Raw genomic sequence first — 17,781 nt, 5'->3', positions numbered from 1 at the left:
CTGCGCATCGCCAACGCCGGCGATGCGCTCAAAAAAAGTGGCGGTGCCCTAGAGCACCGCCGGTTGTTGCATCAGGGGCGGGAGGGGTAGATCCCTTCAAGTGCGATGATGAAGTTCACGGCCAGGTAGGGGTTGCGAATCGGAAATGCCTGGGAGCCACCGGCAATGCCGCCGCTTTGTGGGTTGAAAGGCGTCGGGGTGCCCTGGGTACTGGTGTAGATGTTTACCGGGTTCAGGTCCTTGTCGACTGCCGAGCCAAGGAAGCAATTTGGCGTCGGCACATTGCTGGTGGCTTCGTCGGTGGAACCCATCATGGTGTGGACGTGCGCCGGCATTTGCGTATTCAACAGCGTCACCATCTCGGTACCCGCCACTTCACCCAACTCAATGGGCGTCAGGCCTGGACCAGCGCCGTAATGAATCGGCGCCCGGCCACGCAAATCAGGCAGGCCGAATGTGTTCTGACCGTCTCCACCAAAGGTAGTCCCAAGAATGGAAAACAATGCACTGTTCTGGGCGATTGACAGTAACTGCCCTGAGCATGAGGAGTAGCCACGCGGGGCGAAATTTCCGCCAAACATCTTGATTTCGCCAATAAACGGATCGCTCATCGAACCACTTCCTTAAAGTTGAATAGCGTTGGGGGTGAAACTTTTCAGTTTTCGATGCTGGTCGCCGGGACCACTTCACGGTGGATCACACCTTCGAGCACATTGCGACCGTCCGGCTCCGGCATCACAGGGGTCAGCAGCAACAGCCATTGCTGCCCCTCGGGGCCGAACAGGCGATACAGTTGCGATGGCAACGTCACCCCGACGGGCAACGCGAGCATCAGCGAATAGCATTCAAAGCGCGCATCCATCGGCACGCCTTCGACGACGCTCAGCAGCGAGACCCGCAGTCCCTGCTCAGGGGCGATCTGCAGAATGAAGCCATGGGGATCTGCTCTTTCGAGTTCAGCTCTGCTGGGCATTACATAGAGTGTGTCTTGAGTCATAACGCTTTCCTGGCGGCAGTCCGAGGTTCACGGCGCATGCGCAGGTACACCCCGGACTCGTTGATGACGTCGAATCCGAGGCGACCATACAGCCGCTGGGCACGGTTATAATTTTCTACGAACAACTCGGTCACCAACCCTGATTCATCGGCGCGACGCAGCATGTCCTCAAGCAACGCACTGCCAATACCCCGTCCCTGATAGTCGGCAAGCAGTGCAATATCGATCGCATGTAAAGTGTTCGGTCCCCAATATCGATACAGCCGGCCGATGGCATGCCCTTCATGCTCAATGATGAGGAATTCGGCGTCGGGGTAATGGGCTTTGTAATAGGTATGCTGGGCATGAAACTGCTGGCTGAGAAAAGCCGCGATCTGTTCGGCGGGCCAGCCGCTATGGGACATTTCAAAGGCGCGCGAGCCGGCATAAAGACTTTCGATGAAGGCCATATCGCCTGAGTGCAAGGCACGGAGTGTCACAGCGTACTTCGACAGCATCAAAGCAACTTCCCTGTATGAACGACTTTTCCAGTGAATCTTTCTTTGTAACGAGTGTCACATTCGATGGCGCGGCATATTGCCAGCAGATTAGCGCAACTGTTTGACAAACACATCACTAAAATCCACTTTCTCTGACGCCTAATGCAGCCAGTCGTCGCCAGGCAGATCCCAATAACGACATGGCCTCTCCATCCAGCACAACAAGGCCTCGCTGCGGGTGTGAAACCTGCTCGGGCGCTGCGCTTTCAAGCTCGAAACGCACACCGTATTGCGCCTCCAGCGGCTGCGCCCTTTTCTCTTCGTCACGGCGCACGGCAATCGGTCCGTGCTGGTCGGACACCAGCGCTTCCTGGTCGATAAAAGAGACGCCATTGGCGTCCACATCCTTGAGGCTGACCGGCAGCGAATCGCGCAACACGTCATCGGCGACGAAATGCCCGGTGGTGCCCGGCGCGACCCGCCACAAATCGGCCTCGGCCAGGTAGCCGCGCAAGCGCAAGCCGTCCTCGGCGACCTGGGCCAGCGGCAGCTCGACGCCGACCCAGCGGCCCGGCGCAAGGTTTTGCGCCAGATCGCGGACCACGCCGGCGTGCGGCGCGCGCAGGCTCAGGCGCTCGCGTTGGGCCGCAAGACCACGGTACTCAGCCACGGCCTCGGCCAGGCGCTGCTCCAGAATGCCGCTGTCGGCGGCCGTGGCGCTGCGGCTCGACTGCCGACGCAGTTGCAATTGCAGAATCTCGATCTCACGCCGGGTAATGCTCATGCGCGACGCCAGGTCCGGCGACTCCAGCGTCAGCAGTACCTGGTTCTGCGTAACAGGCTGTCCATCCTTCACCAGCACTTCGCGAATCCGCGCAGGCGTCGGTGCGTGCAAGGCACTTACCCGCTGCGCTTCGAGCATCGCCGGCACTTCGACGCCGCTGCGCCACGGCACCAGCAGCACCGCGAGCAACGCCAGCAGGCCGGCGCCGAGCAACAACACCTTGCGCGGCTGCGCCTTGTCGCGGTGCTGCCACCAATGCCCCCACTCGCGCCAGATCGGCAGGCCGATGAACCACACCAGCTCGACCATCATCAGGAAGATGCCGAGCACCTTGAAGAACAGGTGATACACGGCCAGGGCGATACCGAAGAACAGCACCGCACGCCAGATCCAGGCGGCATAGCTCCAGCACAGCAGGCGCTTGCGCAGCGCCGGCGACCAGCGTTCCGGTGCCGGTTCGCCGTAGCCGAACAAGCGCTCGCGCAGGTGCCAGCGGCCCAGAGCAAAACCGCGACTCTGCAGGTTGTCGACGCCCCATAAATCGCTGAGCAGAAAGTAGCCGTCAAAACGCATCAGCGGGTTGACGTTGATCGCCAATGTCGTGATCCAGGTGGCGCTGGCGAGCATGAACGCCGCCGTGCGCCCTGCCCCGTCCGGCAACAACGACCACGCCAGCAAGGCGATGCAGGCCAGCAGCAGTTCGGCCAGCACGCCGCCGGCGCCGATCAATAACCGGGTCCGGCGGTCCTGCACGCGCCAGGCATCGCTGACATCGGTATACAGCATCGGCAGCAAGACCATGAACGCCACGCCCATACTCGGCACCCGGCAGCCGGCGCGCTTGGCCATGTAGGCGTGGCCGAATTCATGACAGAGCTTGGCAAAGCCCAAAGCAATCGCGAAGGCCGCCATACCGCCAAGGCTGAGCAGGTGCGGAAAGGTCGCCAGAAAGCGCTCCCAGTCGCGCATCACCAGAAAGATGCCCAGCAGCAACACGGTCGGCAAACCGAAGCGCAGCAGGTTCGGGCCGAAACGCTCCAGCCACGGCCAGGTGCGATTTAGAAAAGCGTCCGGCCGCCACAGCGGAATGCGGAAAAACAGGTATTTGTGCAGCACTTGCGTCCACAGGCCCTGGCGCTGGCTGGCCGCCTTGACCTCGTAACCGGCACGCTGCTCGGCGTCGCCGGCGCTGATCAGGTCATGCCCGCGCAAAAAACGCAGCAGTTCTTCGATCGCTTGGGGCCCCAGTGGCACGCCGGGTTCGGTATTGGCCGCCTTCAGCACGCGCATCGGGTCACCCAGCGCCCAGTGGCGCAACAGGCGCATGGCCGGCGCGCCCAGCTTGAAGTACTTGCCGCGCAGCGGGTCGGCCAGGGTCCATTGCGGCGAACCGTCGAGCCCCGGCGTGCCTGTTGAAAGCTGCAGGTCGGCACGCAGTGCCGGCAGCATCACAGGCCCACCGCCTGGCGCAGGGCTGCCAATGGCCGGCGCAGCAGGTACAGCGCCAGCGGCGCACGGTCACCGAAGACCTTGGCCGTGCCGCGCAAACCGATACGCGGTACGGCCGCATCGAAGTTCGCATCGAGCCGGTACGCCAGTTGCCCGGCCGCTGTGTTCTGGGCCTGGTAAGCGGCACGCTCCAGCGTGGCGCTGTGGCGGTTCAGCGGGTCGCTGTCGAGAAACAGCGCGACTTCGGCGCCCTGCTCCAGGCCGATGGCGTCGGCCACCGGCAGTTCGATCCGCAGTTCGGCCTGGGCCGGGTCGGCGATTTCCAGCAGCCGCTCACCGGTGCGCACCGGCTTGCCGGTCCAGCGCTGGGCGTCGGCGAACACCGCCAGGCCGTCGCGCTCGGCGCGCACTTCGCTGCGCGCCAGCAGCTCGCGGGCGTAATCGCGTTCGGCGCGTTTCTGTTCGACGCGGGCGGCCAGCAGATCGAGCCGGGCACTGGAATCGGTATCGGAAAACGCCCGCTGGGTGTTGGCCTTGAGTTCCGCCTCGGCGACGCCGAGGGTACGCTCGGCCACATCGGCCTGGGCCTTGAGGCTGGTGGCGTCGAAGCGCACCAGCACATCCCCGGTCTTGACCGGCTGGTTGGGCTTGACCAGAAACTCGGCGACCACGCCGTCCAGCGGCGCGGCCACCACCTGACCGTTGCGCGGCACCACCTCGGCCGGCGCCAGTACCGACTGGCGCACCGGCACCAACAGCACCAGCAACAAGGCCGCAGCCAGCGCCCAGCGAGTGCGCGCCGGCCAGCGCAAACGCCATGGCTTGCCCGGTTGCAAGGCTCGCCAGGCATGGCTGTAGCAATCGCCCAGTTGCGCCAGCAGCGCCTGTTCGGCGCTATTCCACGGCGTGTCACGGGCCAGCCACAGGCCGCCGAACACTTCGTCTTCGCGGTTTTTCAATGGCAGCCAGAATGCATGCGGCGCCGACAGTGCCTGCCAGTCATCACGACTGGCCTGATCAAGATCCTGCGGCGGCACCACGCCGGGCAAGGCGAAACGCTCACCCGCCGCCAGGCGCGAGGCCATGCGCTCCATGAACACCACGAACGGCGCGTTCGGCTCGACCGCGCTGATACCGGTCAGGGCGCGGACCTTGCCGGTGATCAGCAAGGCCGCATGCCGAAAGCCGAACAGTGCCTGGCTGTCGTTGACCATGCTGAACGACAGCACCTCGACCGACGCAGCGGCGCGTGCCTGACGCTCCAGCTTCAGGTAATGGGCAAGCAGTTGTTCAAGCGGGCCAGGGGCAGGCGCGTTCATTGCGGCTCCGCGAAATGCGCCGTGCCACTCATGCCGGCCAGCAGGCCCTTGGTGTTCGCCGGCACACTGCCGATCAGCAGCAGTGTCTGGCTGCCCTCGTCGATCCGCGCCCCAAGGCGCTTGACCACGGCATTGATCGGCGTGCCGGTTTCATCCGGGACGAAACTGAAGGTTTGCTCGGGCTTGAGCCTGCCGAGCCAGCGCGACGGCACCAGCACATGGATTTCAAGCGAGCGGTTGTCGACGATTTCCAGCAGCGGCGTACCGCTGGCGACACTTTCGTGCGCCTGCACACGGCGTACCACGACCTGGCCATCGAACGGCGCCTTCACCTGGCAGCGCTGGACCTGGACCTGATAGACCTGCGATTCGGCCTGGACCTGAGCCTGTCGGGCCTCGGCCAGTGTCACCTCGAAGCGGCCGACGGAGTTGAGCGCCGCCAGTTGCTGCTTGTTGCGCAGCTCCTCGCGGGCAGCACGGACGGCGGCACCGGACGCATTGGCCTGGGCCTGATAAGCACTGCAATCGAAGCGCACCAGCACATCGCCCTTGCTGAACGATTGGCCCTCGGCGTAAGGCAGGTCCGTTACCCGACCGGACAACTCGCTGGCCAGTACCGCCTGGAAACGAGCGCGCAGCACGCCGCGAACCTCACTGGAGGTCGACGTGGCGCCCTCGAGCAGCGGGTCACTCTCGCTCGCCGCCTGCACCGCACCGCTTAACAGGGCCAACGCCGCCCACCACACTACGTGCTTCATTCGCTACGTCCCTGTAAAGGTCTGAAATATTCAATCGAGATATCGGCGGATTTTCAGAGAACCTGAACCACCGTTGGTCAGCATCGTCAACCCTGAGGCTACCGCCGCAAATGCCCGGTGCAGAGCCGGGAACGGCCTAGCCAGAATGGCATCCGACGAAGTGGCCGGATGCTATCAGCGATTGCGTGCGCTCGATAGTGGGCCACTTGTCCTTTTAAATGCCAGAATCTCGCACTGGATCGTTTTGGAGATCACCATGCTTCGCGCGTTTGAACAATGGCTCGACCCCTTCCCACCCGATGAAGTCCCACCGCCGCCTGACGGCATGGCGCGCTTCCTGTGGGCCTGCACCCGTGGCGCCCGCGGCTATATCCTGGCGTTTGCGCTGCTGAGCGCCGGCGTGTCGATTTACGAAGCCTGGCTGTTTTCCTTCCTCGGGCAAGTCGTGGACCTGCTCTCGACCTGGCAGGCCGGCGGTGAAGCCGCTGCACAGGAAAGCCGCGTGCTGTGGGGCATCGGCGCCATATTGCTGACCAGCATTGGTCTGGTCGCGTTGCGCACGATGGTCCAGCACCAGGTCTTGGCGATAAACCTGCCACTGCGGCTGCGCTGGGATTTCCATCGGCTGATGCTGCGCCAAAGCCTTTCTTTTTTCTCCGACGAGTTCTCCGGCCGGGTCACCACCAAGGTGATGCAGACCGCCCTGTCGGTGCGCGAGGTGCTGTTCACGATTGTCGAAATCGCGCCCGGCATCGGCGTGTACTTCATCGCGATTATCGCTTTGGCCGGCGGTTTCGACCTGAGGCTGATGCTGCCTTTTGTGGCCTGGGTGGTGTTGTTCGGTCTGGCCATGCGCTACTTCGTGCCGCGCCTGGGCAAAGTCGGCCAGGAACAGGCCAACGCCCGCTCATCGATGACCGGGCGCATCTCCGATGCCTACACCAATATCACCACGGTCAAACTGTTCTCCCATTCCAAACGTGAAGCGCACTTTGCCCGTGCGGCGATGGAGGATTTCAAACTCACCGGCCTGCGCCAGATGCGCCTGGTCAGCCAGTTCGAGATCGTCAACCAGATTCTGGTGGTCGCGCTGATCATGGGTGCCGGCGGTTTTGCCCTGTGGCTGTGGCACCAGGGCGAAGTCGGCACCGGTGCCGTGGCAGCGATTACCGCCATGGCCTTGCGCATCAATGGCATGTCGCACTGGATCATGTGGCAGATGACTTCGCTGTTCGAGAACATCGGCACCGTGCAGGACGGCATGGCCACCCTGACCCGCGGCCCCAAGGTTCAGGACGCACCCGACGCGACCGCCCTGGTCACCAGCGGTGGCGCGGTCACTTTCGACAATGTCAGTTTCAACTACAACGGCGAGCGCCAGGTGCTGGATGCCCTCAGCCTGAGCATTCGCCCGGGTGAAAAGATTGGCCTGGTAGGCCGCTCCGGTGCCGGCAAATCCACACTCATCAACCTGCTGTTGCGCTTCTACGATGTGGACAACGGCGAGATCCGCATCGACGGGCAAAACATCGCGCACGTCACCCAGGACAGCCTGCGCAGCGCCATCGGCATGGTCACACAGGACACCTCGCTGCTGCACCGCTCCATTCGCGACAACATCGCCTATGGCCGTCCCGACGCGACCGATGCGCAAATCCGCACCGCCGCCGCCAATGCCCAGGCCGATGGCTTCATCAGTCAACTGAGCGACAAGCAAGGCCACTCGGGTTACGACACCCTGGTGGGCGAGCGTGGCATCAAGCTGTCGGGCGGCCAGCGTCAACGTGTCGCGATCGCGCGGGTGATGCTCAAGAACGCACCGATCCTGTTACTGGACGAGGCCACCAGCGCCCTCGATTCGGAGGTCGAAGTGGCCATTCAGGAAAGCCTCGATGAAATGATGCAGGGCAAGACCGTGATTGCCATCGCCCATCGACTGTCGACCATTGCCGCCATGGACAGGCTGATCGTCATGGATGACGGGCGCATCATCGAACAAGGCACCCACGCCGAACTGCTCGGCAAGAACGGCGTTTATGCGCGGTTGTGGCATCACCAGAGCGGTGGGTTTCTGGGTGAAGATCAAGGCGTGGCCGAGGCAATTGAATAACCCGGCCTGTGAGGGGTGTCATGGAGTTCGTGGTTCATAGCTATTGCCTGAAAGGCGCACGCCAGGAGCCTTTGCTGCCTCCTGTCACCCTGACACCGGGCTCGATGACCTTGACGGTCGCCGAGCTCATTCGCCTGACCGTTGCCGAACAGATCGCCGCGCTGTCAGCCCAGCACTGGCAGCAACACCTGTCGGTGCGCGAAGTGCTCGACCGCCAATACCTGAGCGAGCGCGACATTCGCCAGCAAGCCTGTGAAGGTGCGGTTGTGATGCCTCAGGCCCGCGAGGCGCCAGACGTGGATGTCGACGCTGAGGTCGAGCGCGCCTTGAAGGGCTTTGAAAGCCGTGCGTTTCGCGTTCTGCACAATGGCGTCATGCTGCATGGGCTCGATGAATCCATCGAATTGAGCCCTCCTTCCACGCTCGCGTTTATCCGCCTGGTGCCGCTGGTTGGCGGTTGATCCTCGTCGCTCATTTGCCCGGATACTGTCATGCAATCACGCCGTCCTGTGCCCGAACAAACCACCCGCCTCGCGGCGCTGCAAGCCTTCTGCGATAAAGCGCTGGATGATTATCCAACGCTCAGTCGGCATGACGAATTCGAGTCCGACTTCTGGGAGGGCATCGATTTGCTGGCCATCGCTGACGACTGGGTCAGGCAGCATCCCGAGCATGGAACCAAGGCACTGGCTGATGGTTTTGCGTTCCCGACCCTCTGGGACGATCTGCAAGACCACCGCGATCAACAGCGCTATGGCCTGCAACAGCGGCTTTGCGATGCATGGATCACGGCGCACCCGGATGCCTATGCGCTGGAGCAGCTCGGCGCGCGGCTGCAGCACATGCTGCAATTTGCCTTCGAAGACAGTGACTATCCAGTGCCCGATGACGGCGATGGCTCTGCCTTGTACAGAAGAAACCCGGACCAGGCCTGGGTCTTTCCTGACGTTCACGCCTGCATCAATCGGCTGAGCAATTACCCAACTGACCCGGCCTGGCAGACCCTGGCCGAGTGGTTACTGGATGGCCGCTGGAACCGCGTACCACCCGCCTCTGCGCCGGATGAGGAACAACGGAAAGTCGCCGACGCATACGTCTATGTCCACAAGGAAATCGAGCGCATCGCGCTGGGCCTGCTGCAAGCGGGCCGCCTCGATTACCCGCGCTTCGTCCGCGCGGCCAATACCTGGGGCCGCGCCATGCTGTTCTACCCGGACGAGTCCGGGCTTGTCAGCGATGACGTGGACCAGGAGCGTTACGCCGATGACGAACCCGCCGCCGTACACCCTGAGCTGGCAGACTTCACCGTGCGCTATGTCGAGGACGCCCTGGCAGCATTGCCCGATAACGCCGAAAAACTGGCTGACACCTTCCGCTCGGTCGAGGTGTATCAGCGCCGCTGGTTGCTGCAAGCCCTGGCAGTCATCGAACGGCTGGGCATGAGGCCGGATGACTTCGAAAGCTTCGGCGATACCGCCACGGTGCTGCAACAATTCCTGTTGCTTCAGGAACTGCCCAAGCATCAATCGGCAGAACTGCTCGCGGCGCTGAACGGCTTTTCAAGAAACACCCTGTTGACCGCTCTGCCCTACGCTGGGCAAGCCAGCCGTGTGCTGCTCGACGCGCTTGGCTGGCGTGACCTGCAAGCCTTCCAGCGTGAATACCTGAACATCGCCCTGGCGCCTCAGTCCGGCTGGGGCACCGACTTGCCCAATACCCTGGATGACAGCGTCGGCGTGGTGGACCGCTACCTGCTGGACAAGGCGCTGGCCGAGGCCAACCCCGACCACCTGCGCGAATACCTTGCCGCGCTTGAGCCCTCGCACTGGGCATTTCCCGAAACGCGCGTGTTGCTTGACGCCTACCGGGGCATCGGTCGAGCGGCGCTGGAAAAGAAACTGACCCGTCACGCACAGGCGGCCATGCGCATCTATGGCGTACTGCCGGTGACGGGGCCGGACGACGTCCGCCAGCGCTATCTGATGCTGAAGAAACTGCACAAGGAGGTGCGTAAATACGGCGCGGAACGCCAGGCCAACTCCCACGCAGCAATACAGGCAGGCCTGGAAAATCTGGCGCGTGTCGCCGGTTACCCCTCGGCGATTCGCCTGGAATGGGCCATGGAATCGGAGATCGCCGAATCTGCCCACACGGCCGCCAGCATCGATGGCTACGACATCACCCTGGTGATCGACGGCTTGTCGCCCACGCTGCACATCGGCAAGGCCGGAAAGACGCTCAAGACCGCCCCGCCGGCGATCCGTAAACACGCTGACTTTGTCGCGCTAAAAGCGCAGCAGACCCAGCTCAAGGAGCAGATCGCACGCTTTTGCCGCACCCTGGAAGCGATGATGAGCAGCGGCGAAACCCTGTTGCTGGACGACCTCAAGCCGCTGCTGAACATGCCCGCCGTGCGCCTGCTACTGGAACAACTGATCGTGCAGGTCGATGACGCCGCGCTGGGCTGGTTCGATGCCGCCACGCTGACGGTGACTGACCTTGAAGGCCGCCCACACGTCGCGCAAAACAACCTGCGTATCGCGCACCCTCTTCATCTGTTCACGGCAGGCCAACTGTCGGCCTGGCAAAAACAAGTGGTCAGCCAGCGCCGCGTACAGCCTTTCAAGCAGGCCTTTCGCGAGCTGTACCTGCTGACACCGGCCGAGCGCGATAGCGGCCTGTGCTCCAGCCGCTTTGCCGGCCACCGCCTGAAAGCCAACGTCGCCGCCCGCTTGCTGCAGGCGCGCAACTGGTCGACCTCAAGCGTCGAAGACATCTATTACGAGAGCAAAGAGCACGGCATTTACGCCCTGTTCAACTTTCTCGACACCGGACATTACCTTTCGGAGACCGAACACTTTACCTTCGACACGATTGCCTTCTACCGCGACCAGCAAGCCATCGCGCTTGAGCACGTGCCGCCGCTGCTGTTCTCGGAAGTCATGCGCGACGCCGACCTGCTGGTCTCGGTGGCCCACGCCGCAGACGGCTACAGCACCAGCAACGAAACCCTGCAACGACGCACCGAACTGGTCGGCGAGTTGATTGAAGGGCTCGGGCTGCAAAACGTTAAATGTGCAGGGCATTTCCTGCACATCAGCGGCCAGCGTGCCGACTACCGCATTCATCTGGGCAGCGCAGCCATCCACATCGAACCCGGCAACTACCTGTGCATCGTGCCGGCAGCAACCAGCGTTACCGAGTTCTACCTGCCGTTCGCCGACACCGACAAGAAAATGGCCGAGGTGCTGAGCAAGATGTTTCTGTTGCTGGACGACATCAACATCACCGACAGCCTGATCCTTGAGCAGATACAGCGTGGTGGCTGATCACTCCTTGCTCAGATCCACCAACGGCGTCTGCCGCACTTCTGTCGCACGCTCGTTCTGGATCGATTTGACCTGTTGCAATGCCTGGTCCACCGCCGGCTTGTCGGCCAGCAAGGCGTAGCTGATGCTGAACTGACGCTGCTGTTTAGGGCCAATGGTCGGCACCAGGTTCAGCGGCCGCTGATAACGGCGGTTGTAGGAAAAGCTGGTGCCTGGCTCCAGCCCGGTGACATAGCCCTGGCCGCGTGTGTCGGTGTTTTTCCACAGCGAGAACACCGGCAACTGCTGCACATTGAAACCCACCGCGACGCCGAGGTTGCTGGCCTTGTTGTGCAGCACGGTCAAGGTGTCGCCTTTGGCATCGCCGTAAGGCACCACGTTGTAGACGGTTTCATCGTAGTCGGGCGTCGGGGCGCGATAGGTCTGCCAGTCGCTCAGGTCAGCCTTGGCTTTGTCGTTGAAGGGCGATACCTGTTTGACCGGTGCGACAAAGCGGGCACCTTCTTCCAGAAACGGCGTGCTGAAGTTGCTGTGGTACAGCGCCTGGTATTCCTTGGGGTAATCGCCGTTGTTGGTCAAGGTGTCATTAAGCACAAACCGCGCCGCACCCGGCTCGGTGACCAGCTCGGTCTGCACGCTGAAGTCGACTTTCTTGAACGCCTGCTCTTTCAACTCGCCACGCACATGAATGGCATACGGCGGGGTTTCATCGATGTGCACGGTCACCTTGCTGGCCGGGATGTTCGCCGCGCGACCGTGCAAGGTCAGCAACTCGCCGTTGTCCATGCCCGGATGACCGACCCACTCGTAACCACAGCGGGTGACCAGCTCGTTGAAGCCCTCGAGCCAGCCCAGGCCGCCGCGACCGTTAAGCTCGATGAACGCCGGGTTGACCACTTCCTTGACCGGCGAATCCCAGCCCATCCGCGCATTGCCAACCTGGGCATTGAGCACATTCATGCCGCGCGTCGGCACCAGCGTCAGTTTCATCGTGCCGTTGTCGATATCGATCAGGCTCACGCCCTCCTGACGACCACCGTGCAAGGTGCGCATGCTGATCGAAAAAGGTTTGTCGACCTTGACGCCAAGTTGCTCGCTGGTGATGCGCAGATTACTGGCGGGCTTGTCGCTGTCGAGCAGGACAAAGTCCCAGGCAAAGGCGTGAGTACTGAGGGAAAGCGTGGCGATGGCGCAGGCGATGGGGAGCAGTTTCATGAGCGGATCCTTTCTTGGAATTATGGTTCGCTGATGCAGGGTGAATCGATTCAGCGTGGGGACGAGTCTAGCGCCATTTTCAGTGGCGGTGTAGCCATGGCCGTTACAGCAAACAGGTCGGCGCGTGGAAGTCGATGCAGCGCAGCGCAATCTCGCGGGCCTGCACGATCAATGCCCGGCTGTCATCCCGCCGCCATTGAAAGGTGTACTGAAGCGGGCGCAGTGGCGGGAATGCTTCAAGCGCTATCAGCGACCCACGCTCAATAAGCTTCGCCGCCCAGGCGCTCGGTAGAAAGCCAACACCGAGCCCATGCCGGATCAGCCCGGCGATGGCGCCCCAGTTTTCGCAAGACATCAGCCGTTCCGGATTCACGTGCTGCTCAGCCAGCCAGTCGTCCAGAATCCTTACCGTGCCGGCGCTTGCGGGCAGGCTTATCAACGCCAGCGTGGAAAGGTCCTCGGGACGCAAGGTCGATACATCCCGACCCGATTGCAGCGAACGACAGCTCACCCAGGTGAACTCGGCAGCGCCAATGGTCAGTGAAGCGATACCGGCGCGGGTTGAGGGTCCGGAAATCACGGCAAAATCCAGCTCACCGGCGACCAGTGCCTGCTCTATCACCTGCCCCACCGCAATGGTGGGCTCGATCAGAAGGTTTGGAGAGGCTTTTTGCAGGGAACCCATCATTTGCGGCAGCCAGGTGAGCCCAGACAATTCTCCGGCCCCGAACCTGCAGCGCCCTTCGATTGCCGAACTGCTTTTAGCCATCGATAAAAAGCGCCCCGCATGCCCGATAAGGTCGCGCGCGTGAGGCACCAGGTGCTGGCCGGCCGGGGTCAGCACGGCATTTCGCGCACCTCGGTCAAACAGCGATGTACTCAGGGCAGACTCCAGCTCTGCTATGCGCTTGGACAGGGAGGACACCGAGATATTGAGCCGTTCGGCGGCAATGGAAAAGCTGGTGCAGGTGGCAGCCCAATAGAACGCCTCAAGTTGCTTGAGCGTCATCGCATCGTCTCTTTTTCTTAAAAGCGAAACCAACAGTACGATTTTATTCGCTTTATGGCGAAGGGATTCACTCGTAGTTTTAGCTGCAACTGCTTAGCTCAGAACACTCCAGAAAACAGAGCCTATAAGAATGCCCATCTCTCTCAGCCGATACCTCTCGCTCAAAGACTTCGAGCCCGCGGCCAGACGCCTGCTTCCCAAACCTCTTTATGCGTATGTTTGCGGTGCCGTGGAAGATGAAGTTTCGTTTACCGCCAACCTGCGCGCCTTTCACCGTTACGGCTTTATTCCCAATGCATTAGTCGACGTCTCGACAGTCAGCACGCAATGCAGTCTGTTTGGCGAGCAATACAGCGCCCCTGTAGGTATTGCGCCTATGGGCATCGCCGCCATGACCAGTTATCGGGGCGATATCATCCTGGCGAAGGCCGCCGCCAAGGCTCAAGTGCCAAATATCATGAGTGGCTCATCACTTATCCGGCTTGAAGAGGTCATGGACGCCGCGCCGACAACGTGGTTTCAGGCCTACCTGCCAGGCGATGAGCGACAGATCGATGCGCTGATCGACCGGGTAGCCGCCGCCAGCGTCAAGACATTGGTACTGACGGTCGATACCCCGGTAGCGGCCAATCGGGAAAACAATGTACGGGCAGGATTTTCCACACCGTTACGACCCAGCCTTCGACTTGCGCTGGATGGGTTGACTCATCCCACCTGGCTGCTGACGACGTTTCTGAAAACGCTTTACCGCCATGGCATGCCCCACTTCGAGAACAACTATGCGTCCAGGGGAGCACCGATCATGTCGGCGAACGTGCTGCGCGACTTTTCAGATCGCGGGCATCTGAACTGGGAGCACGTCATCAGGATCCGCAAGCGCTGGAAAGGCGCGCTGATCATCAAAGGCATACTCAACCCCAGGGACGCGATCAAGGCCCATGCGATCGGCGCAGACGGCATCATCGTTTCCAACCACGGTGGACGGCAACTGGACGGCAGCGTTGCACCACTGGTGATTCTTCCCAGAATCATAGAAGCAGCACCCAGCATGGTGGTCATGCTCGACAGCGGCGTGCGGCGCGGTACTGATGTGATCAAGGCCATGGCGCTGGGTGCCCAAGCGGTCTTCATCGGAAGGCCGTTCAACTACGCGGCGACGGTCGGCGGTGAAGCCGGGGTGTCTCATGCGATCAAACTGATCACGGAAGAACTGAAAAGGGATCTGGGACTTCTCGGCGTATCGCATCCCGCGCAACTCAATGAAGAGGTTCTCATCGAGCTTGCCGGATAAGCTCATGTTGCAAAGGCGCTTGAACAAGACCTTCAGGGCTCGATAAACGGCAGCGGCGCATCGGTATCACGTCGAACCGCAAACACATTCAGGGTCATTGCCACGAAGGCGTAATAGCCGAAAACGCCGATCAGCTCGACGACCCCAGGCTCCGAGAACGCCTTGACCGCATCGGCATACAGCGCCTCGTCGACACGCCGCGTCTCGTACAGCGACTTGCCGATGCTGTAGACCAACTGCTCGTCGTCACGCGTGAACACCGGAACGCTGCGCTGATGCAGCGCCTCGATAATCGCCTCATTCACTCCCGCCGCACGTGCGATGGGCTCATGGATCTGCCACTCGGCCTGTGACTGCCACCACGCAGCGGTAAACAGAATCGCCAGCTCGGTCAGGCGCAATTCGAGCCGCGTACCGTAACGACAGAACGCGCCCAGTTGCTGGGCGTGACTGGCCAGCGCCGGGCTGTGAATCCAGGCCAGGAAAGGCCCGTCCAGGTTGCCTCTCGGTCCCGCCAGAATGTCGTTGAGCACCGCACGCTGGGCGTCATCCATGCATGCTTCAGGCAGCTCGCTCAGCCGCGATTCAATAGCCATTACGGTATGCCCTCAGAGACTTTTCAGCGTGGTGATTACGGCGTTGAACAGCGTGTCGGCAATCTCGTCCAGGTGGTGTTCCTCAAGAATGAACGGTGGCGCCAACAGAATGTGATCGCCGCGCAGCCCATCGAGGGTGCCACCCATGGGGTAGCACATCAGGCCTTCGGCCATGGCGGCCTGTTTGAGTCGGGCGTGCAGCTTGAGCGCAGGATCGAACGCCGCCTTGCTGCCACGATCGGCGACCAGCTCGATGCCTTGAAACAGCCCGCGCCCACGAATATCACCGACATGCGGATGATCGCCCAGACGCGCCAGCAATCGCTCGCGCAATCCTTCACCCAGGTGATTGACCCTGGCCAGCAAGCCACGCGACTCGATGGCTTTCTGCACCGCCAGTGCCGCAGCGCAGGCAGTGGCGTGGCCAATATAGGTATGCCCGTGCTGGAAAAAGCCCGAACCTGCGGCGATGGCGTCGCGGATTTTCTGGCTGACCAGTGTTGCACCGATAGGCTGATAGCCCGCGCCCAGCCCTTTGGCGACAGTGATCAGGTCCGCTGTAATGCCCTCCTGCTGCGCGGCGAACAGTGTTCCCGTACGCCCCATGCCACACATCACCTCGTCGAGGATCAGCAAGACGCCGTGACGGTCGCACACTTCACGAATACGCTTGAAATAACCCGGCACCGCCGTCACCGCCCCCAGCGTGGCGCCAACGACCGGCTCGGCCACAAACGCCATGACATGTTCAGCCCCCAGGCGCAGGATTTCAGCTTCCAGCTCCGCGGCCAGACGCACGCCCATGGCCTCGGGAGTTTCGCCCTGTTGTAGCTCGCGATAGGCATAGCAGGCGCTGACATGACTGACGTTAATCAGCAATGGCTCAAACTGCTTGCGCCGCCATTCATTGCCGCCGGTGGCCAGCGCGCCCAGGGTATTGCCATGGTAGCTCTGGCGACGCGCGATCAGATGCGTGCGCTGGGGCTGGCCGATCTCGATGAAATACTGGCGCGCCAGTTTCAGTGCCGCCTCTATCGCTTCGGAGCCACCGGAGACGAAGTACACCGAATCGATCCCTTCAGGTGCCCGAGCCACCAGAAAGTCCGCCAGCTCTTCCATCACCTGCGTGGTGAAAAACGACGTATGCGCATAGGCCAACTGGCCAATCTGCTGGCGCACCGCCTCGATCACATCAGGATCGCTATGGCCAAGGCAAGACACGGCGGCACCACCGCTGGCGTCCAGGTAGCGACGGTTGTGACTGTCGACCAGGTAAGGCCCATCGCCCTGAACGGCCATTGGGTAACTGTGCTTGAGGTTGCGATGAAAGACGTGGCTCATGGTGCCGCTCCCGGGATTTTTGCAAATAATAGATGCACAAATTTTAAATGCAATTATTTTTTGCAGGCGGGACATTCTTGGCATCTGCTAAAAATTCGCTTTAAACCTCAATAAATAAAGGATAAAACCGATTTTTTGGTGACCACGACCTATGCAAAATATAGTTGCACGCAAAATAAATGCATGTATATTTTGCGAAAGAGCAATTATTTCGTGCGCCTCCTTTTTCGGGTGGCTAGCCGGGCCAACAACAAGAACAGTGGAGTGAGTTGCCGTGAATCACTCAAAAATTGACTGCCGCTATCCCCATTGTCCCAAGGCTTGTCTTGGGGCTTGCATCCCCCTGAAGAGAAACTACGCATGAAGAACTTTCTGAAGGCCTCACTGGCGGTCATGGCACTGGTCACCACCTCAAGCAGCTTTGCTGCCAGCAAGGAACTGCTGGTGGCAACCGATACGGCGTTCGTGCCGTTCGAGTTCAAGCAAGGCAACGAATACGTGGGTTTCGATATTGACCTGTGGGCTGCGATCGCCAAGGAAATGGGCGTTACCTACACGCTCAAGCCGATGGATTTCAACGGCATCATTCCTGCCCTGCAAACCCGTAACGTCGATGTGGCACTGGCCGGCATCACCATCAAGGAGGAGCGCAAGCAAGCCATCGACTTTTCCGACGGCTACTACGACAGCGGCTTTCTGTTGATGGTCAAAAGCGACAACGACACGATCAAGGGTGAAGCCGATATCGCCGGTAAAACCGTGGCGGTGAAAAGCGGCACCTCGGCCGCCGACTATGCCAAGGCCAACCTGAAAGCGCGCGACCTGCGCCAATTCCCCAACATCGACAATGCCTACCTGGAATTGCGCACTGGCCGTGTCGACGCCGCCATGCACGACACCCCCAATGTCCTGTACTACATCAAGACTGCCGGTGAAGGCCAAGTCAAGGCTGTCGGCCAGCAGATGCTCGCCCAGCAATACGGCATCGGCTTCCCCAAAGGCAGCGAGCTGCGCGAACCCGTCAACGCGGCGCTGAAGAAGATCCGTGAAAACGGCACCTATGCGCAGATCTATCGCAAGTGGTTCGGTACCGACCCGCAATAA

15 protein-coding genes are annotated in these 17,781 nt (G+C 61.2%); 5 read left to right on the top strand and 10 right to left on the bottom strand.

What is annotated here, in order from left to right; genetic code table 11:
* Nucleotides 1–71: 71 nt before the first annotated feature.
* The 6 genes from ACYAS9_RS12240 to ACYAS9_RS12215 form a co-directional block, all read right to left on the bottom strand.
* Entirely contained in the window at nt 72–611 is a 540-nt protein-coding gene (locus tag ACYAS9_RS12240; RefSeq protein WP_463568558.1) for a phage tail protein, read from the bottom strand.
* Nucleotides 612–655: 44 nt separating this feature from the next.
* Nucleotides 656–997: a DUF6916 family protein gene (locus ACYAS9_RS12235; RefSeq protein WP_463568557.1), complete on the bottom strand. Its 342-nt coding sequence runs from the start codon at nt 995–997 to the stop codon at nt 656–658.
* A complete protein-coding gene (locus ACYAS9_RS12230) occupies nt 994–1,494 on the bottom strand; it encodes a GNAT family N-acetyltransferase (RefSeq protein ID WP_463568556.1) in 501 nt (166 codons plus the stop codon). Before ACYAS9_RS12230 ends, ACYAS9_RS12235 begins: the two co-directional genes overlap by 4 nt.
* A 118-nt stretch (nt 1,495–1,612) precedes the next feature.
* Nucleotides 1,613–3,712: an efflux RND transporter periplasmic adaptor subunit gene (locus ACYAS9_RS12225; RefSeq protein ID WP_463568555.1), complete on the bottom strand. Its 2,100-nt coding sequence runs from the start codon at nt 3,710–3,712 to the stop codon at nt 1,613–1,615.
* Nucleotides 3,709–5,028: an efflux RND transporter periplasmic adaptor subunit gene (locus tag ACYAS9_RS12220; protein WP_463568554.1), complete on the bottom strand. Its 1,320-nt coding sequence runs from the start codon at nt 5,026–5,028 to the stop codon at nt 3,709–3,711. The genes ACYAS9_RS12225 and ACYAS9_RS12220 overlap by 4 nt, the downstream gene beginning before the upstream one ends.
* Nucleotides 5,025–5,786, bottom strand: a complete 762-nt coding sequence (locus ACYAS9_RS12215) for an efflux RND transporter periplasmic adaptor subunit (protein ID WP_463568553.1) — start codon at nt 5,784–5,786, stop codon at nt 5,025–5,027. The genes ACYAS9_RS12220 and ACYAS9_RS12215 overlap by 4 nt, the downstream gene beginning before the upstream one ends.
* A 256-nt stretch (nt 5,787–6,042) precedes the next feature.
* Here ACYAS9_RS12215 and ACYAS9_RS12210 point away from each other — a divergent pair, with 256 nt between their 5' ends.
* Genes ACYAS9_RS12210 through ACYAS9_RS12200 form a run of 3 tightly spaced genes read left to right on the top strand, consistent with a single transcriptional unit; the run spans nt 6,043 to nt 11,225 of the window.
* A complete protein-coding gene (locus tag ACYAS9_RS12210; RefSeq protein WP_463568552.1) occupies nt 6,043–7,896 on the top strand; it encodes an ABC transporter ATP-binding protein in 1,854 nt (617 codons plus the stop codon).
* A 20-nt stretch (nt 7,897–7,916) separates the two neighbouring features.
* Nucleotides 7,917–8,357: a hypothetical protein gene (locus ACYAS9_RS12205; RefSeq protein ID WP_463568551.1), complete on the top strand. Its 441-nt coding sequence runs from the start codon at nt 7,917–7,919 to the stop codon at nt 8,355–8,357.
* Between the two features lie 30 nt (nt 8,358–8,387).
* Nucleotides 8,388–11,225: a DUF4132 domain-containing protein gene (locus tag ACYAS9_RS12200; RefSeq protein WP_463568550.1), complete on the top strand. Its 2,838-nt coding sequence runs from the start codon at nt 8,388–8,390 to the stop codon at nt 11,223–11,225.
* Here the strand turns inward: ACYAS9_RS12200 and ACYAS9_RS12195 are convergent, their stop codons facing one another.
* Nucleotides 11,226–12,440 carry an aldose 1-epimerase family protein gene (locus ACYAS9_RS12195; protein ID WP_463568549.1) on the bottom strand — a complete coding sequence of 405 codons (1,215 nt, stop codon included), beginning with the start codon at nt 12,438–12,440 and terminating at the stop codon, nt 11,226–11,228.
* 103 nt (nt 12,441–12,543) lie between these two features.
* Nucleotides 12,544–13,449: a LysR family transcriptional regulator gene (locus tag ACYAS9_RS12190; RefSeq protein ID WP_463568548.1), complete on the bottom strand. Its 906-nt coding sequence runs from the start codon at nt 13,447–13,449 to the stop codon at nt 12,544–12,546.
* Between the two features lie 130 nt (nt 13,450–13,579).
* On the opposite strand from ACYAS9_RS12190, the gene ACYAS9_RS12185 reads away from it, so the two are divergent.
* On the top strand, nt 13,580–14,740 hold the full coding sequence (locus ACYAS9_RS12185) for an alpha-hydroxy acid oxidase (RefSeq protein WP_463568547.1): 1,161 nt from the start codon (nt 13,580–13,582) through the stop codon (nt 14,738–14,740).
* A 32-nt stretch (nt 14,741–14,772) separates the two neighbouring features.
* On the opposite strand, the gene ACYAS9_RS12180 is transcribed toward ACYAS9_RS12185, so the two are convergent.
* Together ACYAS9_RS12180 and ACYAS9_RS12175 are read right to left on the bottom strand one after the other, a co-directional pair.
* Entirely contained in the window at nt 14,773–15,336 is a 564-nt protein-coding gene (locus ACYAS9_RS12180) for a carboxymuconolactone decarboxylase family protein (RefSeq protein ID WP_463568546.1), read from the bottom strand.
* Between the two features lie 12 nt (nt 15,337–15,348).
* On the bottom strand, nt 15,349–16,677 hold the full coding sequence (locus ACYAS9_RS12175) for an aspartate aminotransferase family protein (protein ID WP_463568545.1): 1,329 nt from the start codon (nt 16,675–16,677) through the stop codon (nt 15,349–15,351).
* A gap of 360 nt (nt 16,678–17,037) precedes the next feature.
* Between ACYAS9_RS12175 and glnH the strand changes: the two genes are divergently transcribed.
* Nucleotides 17,038–17,781, top strand: a complete 744-nt coding sequence (gene glnH / locus ACYAS9_RS12170) for a glutamine ABC transporter substrate-binding protein GlnH (protein ID WP_463568544.1) — start codon at nt 17,038–17,040, stop codon at nt 17,779–17,781.

It is taken from the genome of Pseudomonas sp. HP_08 (assembly GCF_055284095.1).
The sequence above is the reverse complement of the archived record's forward strand: the minus strand, read 5'-3'. Positions and strand labels throughout refer to the sequence as shown.

Bases quoted from the DNA above. Each gene is read 5' to 3' on its own strand.
- ACYAS9_RS12240 (WP_463568558.1), bottom strand. From the start codon at position 611: ATGAGCGATCCGTTTATTGGCGAAATCAAGATGTTTGGCGGAAATTTC.
- ACYAS9_RS12235 (WP_463568557.1), bottom strand. From the start codon at position 997: ATGACTCAAGACACACTCTATGTAATGCCCAGCAGAGCTGAACTCGAA.
- ACYAS9_RS12230 (WP_463568556.1), bottom strand. From the start codon at position 1,494: ATGCTGTCGAAGTACGCTGTGACACTCCGTGCCTTGCACTCAGGCGAT.
- ACYAS9_RS12220 (WP_463568554.1), bottom strand. From the start codon at position 5,028: ATGAACGCGCCTGCCCCTGGCCCGCTTGAACAACTGCTTGCCCATTAC.
- ACYAS9_RS12215 (WP_463568553.1), bottom strand. From the start codon at position 5,786: ATGAAGCACGTAGTGTGGTGGGCGGCGTTGGCCCTGTTAAGCGGTGCG.
- ACYAS9_RS12210 (WP_463568552.1), top strand. From the start codon at position 6,043: ATGCTTCGCGCGTTTGAACAATGGCTCGACCCCTTCCCACCCGATGAA.
- ACYAS9_RS12205 (WP_463568551.1), top strand. From the start codon at position 7,917: ATGGAGTTCGTGGTTCATAGCTATTGCCTGAAAGGCGCACGCCAGGAG.
- ACYAS9_RS12200 (WP_463568550.1), top strand. From the start codon at position 8,388: ATGCAATCACGCCGTCCTGTGCCCGAACAAACCACCCGCCTCGCGGCG.
- ACYAS9_RS12195 (WP_463568549.1), bottom strand. From the start codon at position 12,440: ATGAAACTGCTCCCCATCGCCTGCGCCATCGCCACGCTTTCCCTCAGT.
- ACYAS9_RS12190 (WP_463568548.1), bottom strand. From the start codon at position 13,449: ATGACGCTCAAGCAACTTGAGGCGTTCTATTGGGCTGCCACCTGCACC.
- ACYAS9_RS12185 (WP_463568547.1), top strand. From the start codon at position 13,580: ATGCCCATCTCTCTCAGCCGATACCTCTCGCTCAAAGACTTCGAGCCC.
- ACYAS9_RS12180 (WP_463568546.1), bottom strand. From the start codon at position 15,336: ATGGCTATTGAATCGCGGCTGAGCGAGCTGCCTGAAGCATGCATGGAT.
- ACYAS9_RS12175 (WP_463568545.1), bottom strand. From the start codon at position 16,677: ATGAGCCACGTCTTTCATCGCAACCTCAAGCACAGTTACCCAATGGCC.
- glnH (WP_463568544.1), top strand. From the start codon at position 17,038: ATGAAGAACTTTCTGAAGGCCTCACTGGCGGTCATGGCACTGGTCACC.